Origin of the sequence: Vibrio sp. JPW-9-11-11, assembly GCF_013369335.1 — a bacterium.
In the GTDB taxonomy this organism is placed as follows: domain Bacteria; phylum Pseudomonadota; class Gammaproteobacteria; order Enterobacterales; family Vibrionaceae; genus Vibrio.
On record NZ_SZQJ01000005.1, the window covers coordinates 373,332 to 387,954 of the forward strand.

The 14,623-nt window shown below is 47.1% G+C and carries 9 protein-coding genes; 3 read left to right on the forward strand and 6 right to left on the reverse strand.

Annotated features, from left to right (window positions below; all coding sequences use genetic code 11):
- Window positions 1-457: 457 nt before the first annotated feature.
- Window positions 458-3,625, reverse strand: coding sequence for a cadherin domain-containing protein (locus tag FCU94_RS07540; RefSeq protein WP_176287923.1), 3,168 nt, complete (start codon window positions 3,623-3,625; stop codon window positions 458-460).
- Window positions 3,626-3,955: 330 nt separating this feature from the next.
- Between FCU94_RS07540 and FCU94_RS07545 the strand changes: the two genes are divergently transcribed.
- A complete protein-coding gene (locus FCU94_RS07545) occupies window positions 3,956-5,233 on the forward strand; it encodes a TolC family outer membrane protein (protein ID WP_255199248.1) in 1,278 nt (425 codons plus the stop codon).
- 1 nt (window position 5,234) lies between these two features.
- On the forward strand, window positions 5,235-5,849 hold the full coding sequence (locus FCU94_RS07550; RefSeq protein WP_176287925.1) for an OmpA family protein: 615 nt from the start codon (window positions 5,235-5,237) through the stop codon (window positions 5,847-5,849).
- A 62-nt stretch (window positions 5,850-5,911) separates the two neighbouring features.
- On the opposite strand, the gene nhaA is transcribed toward FCU94_RS07550, so the two are convergent.
- From nhaA to FCU94_RS07575, 5 genes are all read right to left on the reverse strand, one after another.
- Complete coding sequence (gene nhaA / locus FCU94_RS07555) at window positions 5,912-7,099, reverse strand: Na+/H+ antiporter NhaA (protein WP_176287926.1); 1,188 nt, start codon at window positions 7,097-7,099, stop codon at window positions 5,912-5,914.
- 241 nt (window positions 7,100-7,340) lie between these two features.
- Window positions 7,341-8,453 carry a lipocalin-like domain-containing protein gene (locus FCU94_RS07560; RefSeq protein ID WP_369597236.1) on the reverse strand — a complete coding sequence of 371 codons (1,113 nt, stop codon included), beginning with the start codon at window positions 8,451-8,453 and terminating at the stop codon, window positions 7,341-7,343.
- Between the two features lie 12 nt (window positions 8,454-8,465).
- Window positions 8,466-10,919: an ABC transporter permease gene (locus tag FCU94_RS07565; RefSeq protein ID WP_176287927.1), complete on the reverse strand. Its 2,454-nt coding sequence runs from the start codon at window positions 10,917-10,919 to the stop codon at window positions 8,466-8,468.
- Window positions 10,900-11,571 (reverse strand): ABC transporter ATP-binding protein, encoded by a 672-nt coding sequence (locus tag FCU94_RS07570; protein WP_176287928.1) that lies wholly within the window; start codon window positions 11,569-11,571, stop codon window positions 10,900-10,902. Before FCU94_RS07570 ends, FCU94_RS07565 begins: the two co-directional genes overlap by 20 nt.
- 122 nt (window positions 11,572-11,693) lie before the next feature.
- Window positions 11,694-13,064 carry an MATE family efflux transporter gene (locus FCU94_RS07575; RefSeq protein ID WP_176287929.1) on the reverse strand — a complete coding sequence of 457 codons (1,371 nt, stop codon included), beginning with the start codon at window positions 13,062-13,064 and terminating at the stop codon, window positions 11,694-11,696.
- Window positions 13,065-13,172: 108 nt separating this feature from the next.
- On the opposite strand from FCU94_RS07575, the gene FCU94_RS07580 reads away from it, so the two are divergent.
- On the forward strand, window positions 13,173-14,606 hold the full coding sequence (locus FCU94_RS07580; RefSeq protein WP_176287930.1) for a DUF2867 domain-containing protein: 1,434 nt from the start codon (window positions 13,173-13,175) through the stop codon (window positions 14,604-14,606).
- Window positions 14,607-14,623 lie beyond the last annotated feature (17 nt).

Consider the following 14,623-nt stretch of genomic DNA (forward strand, 5'->3'; position numbering starts at 1 on the left):
AAAAAGTCACGCTAAGAACAAAACCTGCGTGTACGACAAATCGCTCCATCTATCAAAAGAAGATGGACTCTATTACGAGCAATTAGATCAAGGTTCAGTAATGCAACTGTCTTGTAAAACAGGGCATTGAGGAAGAACTAAGCTGATTAATGGTTGTTTGTAATGTGAGTTCAATGTTGGGTTTCCCATTCTTATGCCGCATGGCGACAACAGTATCCCGTCTATCGACAAAAGGACTTGTCGATACCTACCCTACGTGATGCTCACTCAGCCCGAATGTCATCACGCGTATCCCCCAGAATGTCTTATAACTTGTCTCCGAGATTGCGGCGAAAATTATCATAAAATACGACGTAGTGGCAATAATAATTTGTGGTGACGCAAAAAATATTTTTCTCTTTATAAAAACAAAAAGCTGACCATTTGAGGTCAGCTTTTTTCGCTAGTTGTATCAGGGTTAAACCGTATCGGTTTTGAGAATTTGCGTGAGCATCTCCAACTCGTTAGTAATGTTGCTATTATCGATCAGCCCCGCATCTTCAAAAGCGCTAGTCACGCCTTCCAGAATGATGGTTTGCGTTCTTCCTTCATCCGAAACGTTCATGATGACATCGTCACCAGACACTTGCGTTGAAATGGAATCCATCAAATCACCGAGTACCACATTGTCGTCCTGCTCTAAGATACCGGTTAAATCGATAAAATCACTCCCCAGCGTAAAGTTGTCGACAACATCAGTGCCGTTATCTAACGTGCTATCTAACCAAGTAAAGACATTGGCATTTTCATCACCCAGCATCACCTGATTTCCCAAGTCGGCATCGAGGTTATCTCCTTGATCGGCTGACAGAACTTGGTACTCGGGAGATTCCGACACATCGATGGTCACTGTCGATTCATTACTCACGGCGAGATCGGAATCGACCGCCACGTAATCAAACGTCACATCTTCGGTTATATCTTGAGTTCCTGACAAATAACGTAGCTCCCAGTTTCCTCCTGTCGAAGACATTTCCATATTAACGATGGGGTTGTCTGGTGATGAATAGCTAAACTCATACAAGATCTGATCATTACCGACATCACCTTGATCTTTTTGGTACTGCTCAACGTGTTGTGTGCCGTCAGCCAAGGTGTAAGTTACCTCGACATAAACATTACTGTTGGTATTGAATGACGCTCCCATACCATCGAGACCAAACGAGACCACATCTAAAGGATTATCGCTCAAGTCGACAATTAATGTTTCTTGTTTATTAAGACCATTACCGTCACTATCACCGATCCCCCACCCCACATGAGGCTGTTTACCTGTGTATTGATGGAACGGCTTGTCGTTATTATCATCGAGCGAAATGGTGATGGTGTTACCGTTTTCGAGTGTGATTAAACGCTCAGTATCACTCAAGGCAACACCCCAATTGTAGAATCCATCACTGCCCGGTACCATCTCACTCGGATCGCCGCTAAAGCCCATTTCAAATGGGTCACCTTGACCTGGTACATAACTAAAGTTATTTGGGTTGAAGAGCTTCGCTGGGTCAATGGCGTCCCCAAGAGTATGAAGGTCTGCTTGAGTGATAACGCGCGTGTCGCCGAAGTCATCGGTATAGAGCAAAGTGCCGTATTGCGGCAATGACGTTAGCATGATGTTCAAATCGACATTGTTGAAATCATCGTCTTCGTCAGAAATGTGATCCAGTGCTGGCTCGCTTGAGTCAAACACTAATGGGACGTATATTGCGTTGCCTGCGTCTACGTCAAAGTCTTCTGTGACTGGTAATTCGTTAACATTGAGCTCTGACAGTTCAACACTGATATCTGTAGACTTCTGTTCTCCAAATCCATCCACTTCGGTCGCGGTAACAACCAGCATATGGGTATTCGCCAAAGCCTCAAAATTGTTGGTGAACGCCAATACACCCGCAGCGGTCAAACTTATATTGCCGCTGGTAGAGTCAATAGCAAACAGAGGCTCGTTGTTGTAAAAGACATTGGTTTTAATGCTATACGTGACATCCTCACCATCCGAGTCAACCGCTGATACCGTGCCGATAACATGCTCTACATTGTTGTTTTCAAAGTATGAGAATGCGTACTGCTCGCCATCATTTGGGTTAAACTCTGGCGCGTTATCATCGAGGTTCACCTCATCCAGATTGACGTTTACATCGGTGGTTTTTACCTCACCCAAGCCATCGACTTCGGTCGCAGTCACGACGATGTCGTGCATATTGCCCAGCGCTTCATAGTCATTGGTAAAGGCTTCATATCCTGCTGCGGTTAAGCTTATCTCACCGCTTTGTGCGTCAATCTCAAACAGTGGCTCATTGGCCTCATTCAACACATTGGTTTTGATACTGTAGGTTACCGCTTCACCATCGGCGTCGGCCGCCGAAACCGTACCTATCACATAGGACTCAGCCGAGTTCTCGTTGTAAGTGAAACTGTACTCACCATTGTCACCTGTGCCTGTGAAGATCGGCGCATTATCATCGAGATTTACTTCGTTAAAGAACACATCGACATCAACAGATTGTGGCTCTCCAATACCATCGCCTTCGGTTACGGTGACTACCAATTGATGAGCATTCGACAGCAGTTCGAAGTCGTTGACATACGAAGCCGCGCCGGCTTCGGTAAGACTAATCTCACCCGTGTCTGGGTCGATTTGAAATAGGTCATCACCTTGCTCATTTTGGATATTATTGGAAATGCTAAAAATGAGGACCTGATTATCTGGATCGACTGCAGCCACTTGGCCTATGGGTGTACCAGCTTGTGTATTTTCTGGTAAATCAAAGGTGTACGCACCATTTTCAAAGTACGAGGGTACAACAACGTCAGGGTTTTCACTGCCAAAACTATCCGCTGCGACAAACTGCGGTAAATCATTGGTACCATTGATGGTGACTGTTACGCTACCCACGGTGCCATCGGCCGACTGGATAGAGAAAACATCAGAAACCGAGTCACCCACATTGAGTTCATCGAACGCACTGTTGGCAACATAAGTCCAATTACCATCTGCATCTATCGAGAAAACACCGTTTTCACCGACAACATTTTCTTGCACAACGAACGTAGGTAGGTCGGTATCCGTCGCTTCAATCGAGCCATTGAGAACCCAAGGCTCATCGGTTTCAAAAACGGAGACAGAGTCTTGCCCAACAAAGACCGCCTGTGCAACCAAATCAAGTAACGCCAAACTTTGTGTTTCAGACAAACCTTGAGACTCTAATCCAGAGGTTTCAAACTGAGTCCCTGCGAGCGTTTCGGCGCCCGTACGCTCAATCGCCCCCGTCGCAGTGAGGCTAGAGCCGCCTTGTCCACCCGCCGCAGTGGCAAAGTCTTCATTCTGAGTCGGGTCGGCCCCTTGCTCAATTTGCTCAAATATTGCGGCTATTTCATTGTCGAGATCGAGCCCTATCCCCTGACTCTCTTCGCCGAATAATTGTGCTTCAACGCCAACCCCTGCTTCTGCCGTTGTATCTTGCCCTACAGTAACAACCACTTCCCCTGGCGCCGGTACCTCTCCAGGAAGCAAAGCACGGATCTCACCATTTACATCGATCACTACGCTTGTGTTAGCGAGCATCAATGTCGCTAGATTGTTCGCATTCATAACCCAGTTCCCCTGCTGCGTTTATGCGAATAACTCCGCCCACCCAGCCGAGAATATAAAATTCGCATACCCCTACAACCTAAAAACTAGACCCATCACTAATGACAATCTAGTAAATAGCAAAAAAGTCCTAACGAAATATGCAAGCTGACTAAAACTTTTCAGTGATTTTATTGACGATAAACTCACAAAAGCCTCCTATGTCGACTAAGCTTTTGATACCTAGCTTGGGGCAGCTTGCTGCCTCATGTTTAAGCTGACTACGCCATGGCACATCATAAGGAGGCCACCTTGAACTGGAAAAAGCCACTCATAGCAAGCTGCATTGTCATGGCGACACAGACGCCATCCTATGCACAGACTCTCGAACAGGCCGTCGCTATTGCCCTAGCAACAAATCCGGACATAAAGAGCGCTTACAACCAATTTAAAAGCGCGGTCAAGGAGGCCGATGCCTCAAGCGGTGCCTATCTGCCGAGTTTAGATTTGGATGCGGGCATCGGTTATGAAGGGATCGAACCTGCTAGCTCGACGGGCCGTAACGACACTGACTTAACTCGAAAAGAAGCCACAATAAGCCTGACTCAACTATTGTGGGACGGAAACGCCACTTTAAATGATATGGATCGCACCGCCGCAGAAGCTGAGTCAGTCCGTTATCAACTTCTTGCCGATGCCTCTGATTTGGCACTCAAGATCACTGAAGTGTATCTAGACGCAGTTAAAGCAACCGAGGTTCTTGCACTTTCTGAAAGCAATCTCGCTGTTCATAAAGAAATATATCGTGACATCACAAGACGGGCCAACTCAGGTATCGGCTCAACCGCCGATGTGACTCAAGTTGAGGCACGTATCGCTAAAGCGCATGGCAACTTGCTCGCCGCGCAAAACAACCTAATAGATACCCATACCCAGTTTACCCGTTTAGTCGGACAAGCACCGCTCGGACTGATTTATCCGAGAGCCGATGAATCAAAACTGCCACTGTCGCTCTCAGATGCTTTAGTTGAGGCGTTTGACCAGCATCCGGTCATCCACATATCGATGGTCGATGTTGACTCAGCGCGCTATCAATACAAGCAGTCTAAAGGGAACTATTTCCCCACTTTCTCAATTGAAGCCAGTCAAACCTGGCGTGACGATGCGGGTGGTGACCGTGGTCAAAGTGAAGAGACACTCGCTATGCTGCGTATGCGTTACAACTTGTATAACGGCGGCTCAGACAGTGACCTTTCTGAACGTGCGGCCTATCAACTCAATCAGGCTAAAGACCTCAGGGACAATGCGTATCGACAAGTCGAAGAGAGCTTACGCTTGTCTTGGAGTGCTTTAGACCTCACCTTACAACAGAAAAACTTTCTTGCTGACCACGTTGATTCCGCATCAGAAACCGTTATTGCGTACCAAAAGCAATATCGCATTGGTCAACGCACCTTACTGGACCTACTCAATACCGAAAACGAACTGTTTGAAGCGCGTAAAGATTATCTCGACGCGCATTACGCAGAGCAGTACGCCAAATATCGGGTAATGAATGCGATAGGCAATTTACTTGATGCATTGTTAGTCGACACGCCAAAAGAGTGGGCAGAGCCAGTGGAGTATTGATATGAAGATGAAACAACTGATTCCCTACGCGCTGGTCGCTGCCATAGCATGCGCTGCGGCATACGCCGAAGATGAGTACAACTATATAGATACACCTATGGCTGACCAGATCTCGGATCTGACAGATGATGACAGAGATGGTGTCGTGAATGCACGAGACCTTTGTCCAGGCACTCCGTTGGCCGCTAAGGTTGACAACGATGGTTGTGGGGTTGCCATTACTGAGCAAGAAGAGCGCGAACTGCGCATCCTCTTTGCCAATGACTCCTATGAAATCAACCCAATTTTCGCCAGCCAAATCCAAACCATGGCAGATTTCCTTAAGCAGTATCAATCGGCCTCGATTCAAATCCAAGGTTATGCGAGTAAAGTAGGAAACCCTGATTACAATCTAGAGCTGTCGAAGAAACGGGCTCATGCAGTTGAAGACCGACTACTCTCTTACGATATCGATCCTAAGCGCGTTGCGATTGTGGGTTATGGCGAAGACAGGCTTGAAGCACAAGGTGATGACGAGACATCGCACGCACTTAACCGACGTGTGACGGCAAAAGTCGTTGGATTGAAAGAAGACGTTATTGAAGAGTGGACTATCTTTACCATCATTGAAAAATAGCTTTTGTCATGTAAAAAGCGCTCCTACTAGTGGAGCGCTTTTGATTTTCTAGCAGATCACCATTAATGGTGAGATTTCACTTGCTGCTCGCTAGTGTCAGCATTCACCGCTTTTTTGGGTAGCGAGATTCTTAGTAAGCCGTACCCCAGTATCGCTGCTGTGGTTGAACCCATCAAAATACCTAACCTAGCATAAGTGTCGAACTCTGCAGCGACCGAGCCAAATGCGAGTGAAGAGATAAATATCGACATCGTAAAACCAATACCACATAGCACAGAGACTGCAAAGATGTGCCTAAAGCTGATCCCTTCTGGTAGCTTAGCCACACCCGCTTTCACAGCGAGCCAGCTAAATGAGAATATGCCTAACGGCTTACCAATAAGCAAACCAAGTGCAATACCCAAAGGTAACATTGAAGTTAAACCACTCATTGAGACGCCTTCTAACGAAATACCTGCGTTAGCAAATGCAAACAAGGGTAAAATTCCGAATGCGACATACGGATGCAGTGCATGCTCCATATGTTTGAGCGGTGAATGCTCACCTTTTTTGCCTTGGAGCGGAATGGCGAAACCAATAACAACACCAGCCAAGGTAGCGTGAACGCCAGATTTTAATACTGCAAACCACAAGATCGCGCCCACGATCATATATGGGGTCAATTTGGTTACCTTTTTAGCGTTCAACACAAATAACGCTGCGGTCATAGCAAAGCCGACGGCTAAAGCGAGTGTAGATAAATCACCAGTGTAGAACAGAGCGATAATGACCACGACACCTAAGTCATCAATGATCGCTAGCGCAAGCAAAAACACTTTTAGGCTAACAGGAACACGATTACCCAATAACGCCATGATACCCAAGGCAAATGCGATATCAGTTGCTGCAGGAATCGCCCAGCCTTGTATTGCCTCTGGGTCATTGTAGTTGAATAGCACATAAACCAATGCGGGTGCCAACATACCACCTACGGCTGCAATCGCAGGAAATATCGCCGTTTCTTTTGATTTCAGTGCGCCTTCCAAAAGTTCACGTTTTACTTCTAAACCAATGAGTAAAAAGAAAACCGCCATTAGGCCGTCATTAATCCAATGGGATACTGACATACCTAACACATAGGTGTGTAAAAAGCCTTGGTATGCAGCGTTGAGATCCGTATTTGCGATCGTCATTGCAATAGCCGCGGCTATTACCAGAAGAATGCCGCCGGCAGACTCCATTTTGAAAAAATCGCGAATAGCGTCAGTCATGATATTGCCCTTATATTTATTATGTAAATAAGCGAGTAGCAAAGAATAGTCTTGAGTGTATAGAGTAAGGTAACTCAAGAATAATCGCTTGTTTAGAGTTTTCATTTCGGAAATCCCGATACAAATAACTTTAAACCACTTATTTTCTTTCACTAATTATAGGCAATGATGACCATTTGCAATAGACAAATAAAAAGGCCACTTCTCATGTTTCGAGAAGTGGCCCTGCACTGCCGTCGGATTAATAACCCGTCATCTGCATAAAACCCTGGGCTTGATGACTTCCAAACGCTGTGACCGGCCCTTCCCAGTACGGAATCACAAAAGGTAGCCAAAGATCATGATTGACGGCACGTACGGTGACGTTAATATCCTGATCCGGCACCAGAACCTGCCATTCTACCGGAACCTCTTTGCCATTCTTTAGTACTTGGGTCGATATCGGCTGCATCGTCAGTTGGTCGTTGTCTAACGACACGGTCTTTCCATTGCTGGTGGCCAAGGTGCCAAAAAGGTAAGGCATCTGCATATCATGACGGTAGCGATTCACCGACAACGTGGTTTCATTATCTAAGTTCAACACCAACCAGTCCCAACCTTGCTGACCTTCAGCCAACAAACCGCTGCCCCACTCTTTACTCATCCAAGCTTGACCTTGCACTTGAATTGCGTTGCCCTGACCAAGCTGAATCTCACCTCGTACTGATAAGAAAGGCGCAGTTATGGAATGAGAAGCCACGGGTAGTAAGTTGTGCTTTTTAACGTAGCCACGCTCCCCTGGAACGACTAAAGGTCCACGAGTGGTCGACTGTAAATCCAGTCGTAACTGCTCCGTCTCTACGTTCAGTGCGCCAGGAAACGGCGTCGTTCCGAGCGAGCGCCAGTACCAATTGTCTATCCAAAGTTTGAAAGGTTTTTGAGTCATACCCGCTTGGCCTATCCCACCACGAGCGACTCGTTGATCTCGCCAAACCTTGTCTTGATTTGATATCACCACATTGGCTATGTATAACTGTGGGTTCAACCACCCCTTAAGATTTGTGTCGTGATTAGCGATTCGAAAATAGCTCCACTGGATGGCGTAGCGCTCGCCCTTTTGGTCAACTACATTGGCGAAAAAGTGCCACCAACCGTGTTGAAATTCGTATTGAAATGAAAAATCACGCGGCACGACGACCGGATTGTCGGGCAAAACAGGTTCGAAAACCTGGTGAGTGTTCGTACGCATCACCTCACCAAGACCATCGGGGTTTGCATCGCGATCAGTGTGGTTCAACATAGCCCAGCAATAGATAATTGCAGTGGTGAAAACCACAGATAGCAGTATGGCGAGCGCGATCGTTCGTTTTGTCACTTTAGCCTCCGGTTATAGCGAATCACGTAGCGATTTCATTGGCGTGTTTCTTACCATACGCAACACCGGTAGAGCGCCCGCGAGCATCAAAGAACACATGGCTAAGGCAACGGTGTAGAGATATTCATAAGGAATAAACTGCAGTTCAATGGTCCAGCCAAATGAATGCCTGATGATAATGTCGACGACTAAGCTTGCCAGTGCGACCCCTAGCGGCATGGCGATCAAAATCGAAATAGCACCAAAGACAAACAGCTGTAGGCCACCCATAACGATCAATTCTCGTCCTGACATCCCTAAACAGCGCAGTAACGAGATGTGCCGCTGGCGAGACACCTCGCCCGCGACGGTGGAAAAGAAAATCCCAAACACCGCGATGACTAAAGTAATATTACCCAGTGAGTCAGCAATCGAAAACGTGCGATCAAACACACGCATCGCTTGCTCGTGTAAGAAGCTCGTATCAAAAATACGCTGAGAATCAATACGGAACATGTTTTCCAATCGCCGCTGGAGCACCTCGGTTTTTGCTTGAGGGTCTAACACCACTCCAAGAGCAACGCTACCACTCCCAGCAAAGGCATAGAGCCAATTTCGGTGAGAGAGAAGAACTTGGTTGTAGCGGTTACCATAGTCATAATACACACCACTGACTAACCAGCCATCACCCAGCTCTCCCTCCAAGTCTATGACATCACCCGGACGAATATCGAGCTTCAGCGCCATAGACTCACTGACCATAACTGCCTTAGCTTGATGCAAGTAATACCAATAGTTCGGAATACCTAGCTTGACCGTCAGCGACTCCAACTCGCCTTCTGATGGACCAGTACTCGCAACTTGGAGTAAACCTTTGTCGGTTTGTATCTCTTTTTCCCAGCGCCACCAAATGGCATTCACCCCAGGTTGCTGACTCAGCCAAGAACTGATTCGGGCAGCAGAACTGCTATTTGGATAGACATACATGTCCGCCGCGAGTCGTTGATTAAGCCATTTGTCGGTGGTATCGCGAAAGCTCCCCACCATGGTCTCAATCCCGATATTTGCCGCCATTGCCAGCATAAGCGCCATCGTCGCCACACCACGATAACTCATACTTGCAGCAGCATCCGCAAAGAACCAGCGCGCCTTAACCCAACGCAACGAATAGGACAGACCTTCAAATACACGCCAAACAATGTACGGGGTGAACAGCGCGACACTCAGCATCATCAAAGCGATGATAGCAAATCCAGACTCTTGGCTTTTCGGCGCTTGATATATCGCAACAGCCGCAACGCAAAACGCACAACCCATTAGTGCCTGAAAAGTAAACTCTTTTCCAGCAAATCGTGTCAATGATAACCGCGTGGTCAAACGCGTTGGCTGAGAACGCAGCAGGCGAACTAAGGGCCAGGCACAGGCTGTCATAGCCCCAATAATTGACATGGCAAGGCTATAGAAGCTCGCATGCCAGCTCCAGTTAACCGATAACCCCACATTCGCATCATACAAATCGGATAGGCTTGCAGAAACAGACGGGATGAGTTGCTTCGCCAGTAACATGCCGAGCAAATTGCTACACAACCAACTTATGGCCACCAAAACTAGCAACTCAAGCAACAAGGCTTGGGTCAATTGCCATCCAGAGACACCTGTTTGACGCAACAATCCAACTAAACGCTGACGCTGCGTTAAAGAGAGCGACATCGCTTGATAGAAGATAAAAAGGCCGACCAGAAACGCCAGCATTCCCATTGCACTCAAGTTTATATGGAATGCTTGTGTCAATGACTCCAACTCAATTCTCGAGCTTTGGGTTAGCTCCATCCCGTTAGGAAGTTTGGCTCTAAGCTTCTCGAGTTTACTGGAGTCCATTTCGCTACATGCGACGACAGAAATACCTGCACTACGCTCCATCATGCGCAGCAACGCGATATCGGCGACGATCCGCGTGCCTGTCACCACACCATCGTTGTCGATTAATATCGGCCCCAAGGTCCGTCCATCTTGCAGTTGAATGGTATCGTTTTCTTTCCAACGCATGTGGGCAGCAAGCTCACCACTGACCATCACTGGATAAGGCGGACGCATCAATGCAAGTGAAGAAAACTGATTGAGCTTGGCACCTTGCTTAAACCGAATCATGGCTGCAGGGTCAATGCCCATTAGAGTGATGTCGGTACCATCAAGGGTGTTGAGGCGAATGCTTTCAAACGGTACGCACTGATGAAAACCATCACGACGTAACTGGATATAAAAGCCTTGGGGAATCTTGTTTGGCGCATGCTTTGAACGAATGCGATAAGGTAAGGGGTTGTCAAAGAGTTTTTCACCATGCGCGTAACTTAAGCGAGCATGATCGTTGATCAGCGTGACTCCCACTAACAGTGAGCCGCCTAGTGTTAAACCGAGCCAGACGAGAAGTATTTGGAACGGATAACGCCGATAGTGACCCAGTAATGCCTTAATTACGGGCCATAACATGCAATTGCCCTCCTTGTAGCCTCACTCGACCTTGCATATGTTCGGCAACGCGCTCACTGTGCGTAACCAATAGCAGAGTGCAGTCCAATTGCTTAGTCAAGGTTGTTAGCAAGCGCATAACAGCCTCAGCATTGCGCTCGTCTAAGCTACCAGTCGGTTCATCCGCCAACAACAACTTCGGCTCCATATACAAGGCTCGTGCAATCGCAGCTCGCTGCTGTTGGCCCCCCGACACTTCTTCTGGGTAACGCCCTAGTAGAGGCATGAGATCGAGTGAAGAGAGTATCTGCCGCCACAAACCCGTATCTTCAGGTAAACCTTTTAACTGCCGACAAAAACGAATATTGTCGGCGACGTTAAGGGTTGGGAGCAAGTTAAACTGCTGAAAAATAAGGCCAATGTTATTTCGGCGATAAGCGGTGCGCTTCGTTTCTGCCACTTCATGCATCGAGAAGTTAGGAAACAGAACTTGCCCGGAATCTACGGTATCAAGTCCAGCGATCAGATTGAGTAAGGTACTTTTTCCAGAACCACTCTCACCCATCAAGGCAATTTGCTCACCTTGCTTCAAAGACAACTCAGCACCTTGTAAAACTGGGTGAAATTCTCCCCCATCCAGATAGCCTTTACATAGGTCTGTCAGCTGTAACATTGAAACTCTCGATAATGTAAATTTAGGTGTGTGAATCTACACTAAATCTCACGCTCAAGAAAGTATTTTGGATACTGGATCACAACATATGCACTAAAGCACTATAAAATGACGTTCAAAGTCTAATTTTCAATCAAATTTCGAATCCATTTTTTCGAATGGGTTCGGTGCAGTGAACCAAACCACTTAATCAGTTCTTCGGTCAAAAACAGTAAATATATCCATTCAGGTGGCCACCCCAACCCAATCGCCGCAAAAGCTGCGAGAGGAATACCAATCAGCCATTGAGCAACAATATCTTGATATAAGCAGAATTTAACATCGCCTCCCGCTCGCAACACACCAACAATCGTCATCATAGGAACAGAACGCAAAACAATGCTCAAACTGAGCACCAACATAAATTTTTCGGCTAACTGGCGGGTTTCTATGGTTAACGCGCTAAATGCGTCTAAAACATGACCTTGGACAAAGTACAGCACGCCCGCCACCACGATTCCGACTGACAAGCTGAGCAAAGTGACTCCCACCGCTTGATAGTACACCGCTTGGTAATTCTTCGCGCCGATCTGATTTCCGATTAATACCGCAGCGGCGTTAGACATACCAATCAAAAGAGCAAGAGAGATGGACTCGACTGGAGTCATCACCGACAAGGCGGCAAGCCCCTGTACGCCTGATTGACCCATTATGGCGTGATAGGCAAAAAGCCCGCCTGCCCAAGCAAGAAAATTAAACGTTGTGGGCAACGAGAGCCTAAGAAATTTCACCACACGTTGAATCTCTAAGACTTGACGTATATCGGTAACACCAAACGCCAACAAATGTTTTTTCGCATACAGATAACCAAACAGCGTAGTGACTTCAATCGCTCCACTCATCACAGTAGCAATGGCCGCGCCTTTGATACCCATAGCAGGTAAGCCAAATTTACCAAAAATCAGTATCCAGTTGAGTAAGATGTTTGAACCAATACCGATCCCGCTAAAAAAAGTACTGATCCCAGGACGGTGTATTGCTCTGAGGCCAACCGACATACTCGCCACACAGGCCACAGCAAACATAGTCACTGAGGTTATGACCAAGTACTCGCTACCGAGACGGTTTACTTCAGGAGCATTGGTGGCGAGCCCCATGATCTGACTCGGGAAGAGAATAAACAAAATCGCAGTCAATGCCGCAAAGACCGTGCACACAAGCCAAGTCAGCGCTGTACTCTGACGTACACCTTGCCTATCTCCTGCTCCCCAATACTGAGCAGTGAGCATGGCGCCACCCGTCGTGACACCCACGAGCATAATCGTTGTGACAAATGTCGCTCGAGCCGCGACACCCACGGCCGCAATTTCGGCTTCTCCCAGTTGCCCCAACATGAGTACGTCGACCAAACTGCGACTTGAAAACATAATGCTTTGTAATGTAATTGGCATTGCGATAGCCAATAAACGCCGAATAAAGTCGCCGCGTGTATGGTGGAGAACTAATGACAGCATGGTGAAACCCGAACCTTAGAATGCAACAGCATGAAAAACGAGAAAAAAATAGCTGCCTATTATATGATCACTCCTAATATGAAACCAATAAAATAACAGGGTTCCTCAATGAAGAAAGTGCTGGTATTGGGCGCTTCTGGCTATGTTGGCTCGCAGCTTCTCACTCAGCTTTGTGAGCAAGGTTACAGCGTCACTGCTGCCGCACGGCAGATTGACTACCTACAAGCTCGTGTCACACCACACTCGAATCTTACTATCCGCTATCTTGATCTTGCCGATCTCAAGGCAACTTTGGCACTTATTACTCACTATGACTTAGTCTACTTTCTCGTGCATGGAATGGCTCATGGTCACGACTTTGTCGATTACGAGATTTCTTTAGCCGAGAACTTTAAACAAGCGTTGCAACAAAGCTCGGTTAAACACGTAATTTATCTAAGCGCCATTCAACCGCAAACTGGTGACTCCAGCCATTTAAAAGCGAGAAGAATGACCGGAGATATTATTCGTCAAGCAGGCGTGCCGATCACTGAGCTAAGAGCTGGAGTCATTATCGGCCCGGGCTCAGCTGCATTTGAGATTATGCGTGACTTTGTCTATAACATGCCTCTACTCATTACACCAAAATGGGTCGATTCAAAAGCCAACCCAATCGCGCTCGAGAACCTCAACCACTACCTGCTGAAGTTAGCAAAAGAGTGCCCCACTGAGCACCAGTTGTATGAGGTTGGAGGACCAGATACCTTGAGCTATCGCCAACAGTTTCGTGTGATTGCACAGGCGATCAATAAACCTATTAACATTGTCTCAACGGCGCTACTCACACCAAAAATGGCATCACGCTGGCTTGGCGTGGTTACCTCTGTCCCTTCAAGTATTGGCTCTGCGTTATTATCAGGACTTGAACACGACTTCATCGCCGACTGCCATCAAATTCATCACAAATACCCACAGCCCTTGATACGCTTCGAACAGATGGTGCAAAACAGCATCAAGCACGAAGGTAAGTTTGTACGCAGTAATGTATGGGGCTTTGATCCCACTGCTTTTTCGCGCTGGCAACCAGGTTTTGGCTACTATCCGAAACAAACAGGCGCAGAAATAACGACACATTTGAGCGCAGATCAGCTTTGGCGAGTGGTAAGCAAAATTGGCAGCCGAGAAGACGGCTATTTCTTCGCAAATATTCTGTGGCGAATACGCGAATGGCTTGATTTCTTTGTTGGAGGCGGAAGACCTATCAGACGCTCACCACCCGGCCCAGAGTTACAAGTTGGTGACTTTATCGATTCTTGGAAAGTGATCCGCTGCGAGAAGAATGCCTTTATTTCACTGCTTTTCGGTATGAAAGGGCCAGGCTTGGGTCGGCTTGAGTTTACGATTGACGATTTGGGAGAAAAGCGCAAACTCAATGTCACGGCCTGGTGGCACCCCAAAGGGTTCACAGGTCTACTGTATTGGTTTGCGATGATGCCTGCCCACCTGTTCATATTTAAAGGTATGGTCAAAGCGATAGTGCGCAAAGCAAAAGAGCTCCAATAATTGAAGCTCTTTATCAT

Excerpts from the sequence above, each read along its gene's own strand:
- FCU94_RS07540 (WP_176287923.1), bottom strand. The coding sequence starts at position 3,625 with ATGAATGCGAACAATCTAGCGACATTGATGCTCGCTAACACAAGCGTA.
- FCU94_RS07545 (WP_255199248.1), top strand. The coding sequence starts at position 3,956 with ATGGCGACACAGACGCCATCCTATGCACAGACTCTCGAACAGGCCGTC.
- FCU94_RS07550 (WP_176287925.1), top strand. The coding sequence starts at position 5,235 with ATGAAGATGAAACAACTGATTCCCTACGCGCTGGTCGCTGCCATAGCA.
- nhaA (WP_176287926.1), bottom strand. The coding sequence starts at position 7,099 with ATGACTGACGCTATTCGCGATTTTTTCAAAATGGAGTCTGCCGGCGGC.
- FCU94_RS07565 (WP_176287927.1), bottom strand. The coding sequence starts at position 10,919 with ATGTTATGGCCCGTAATTAAGGCATTACTGGGTCACTATCGGCGTTAT.
- FCU94_RS07570 (WP_176287928.1), bottom strand. The coding sequence starts at position 11,571 with ATGTTACAGCTGACAGACCTATGTAAAGGCTATCTGGATGGGGGAGAA.
- FCU94_RS07575 (WP_176287929.1), bottom strand. The coding sequence starts at position 13,064 with ATGCTGTCATTAGTTCTCCACCATACACGCGGCGACTTTATTCGGCGT.
- FCU94_RS07580 (WP_176287930.1), top strand. The coding sequence starts at position 13,173 with ATGAAGAAAGTGCTGGTATTGGGCGCTTCTGGCTATGTTGGCTCGCAG.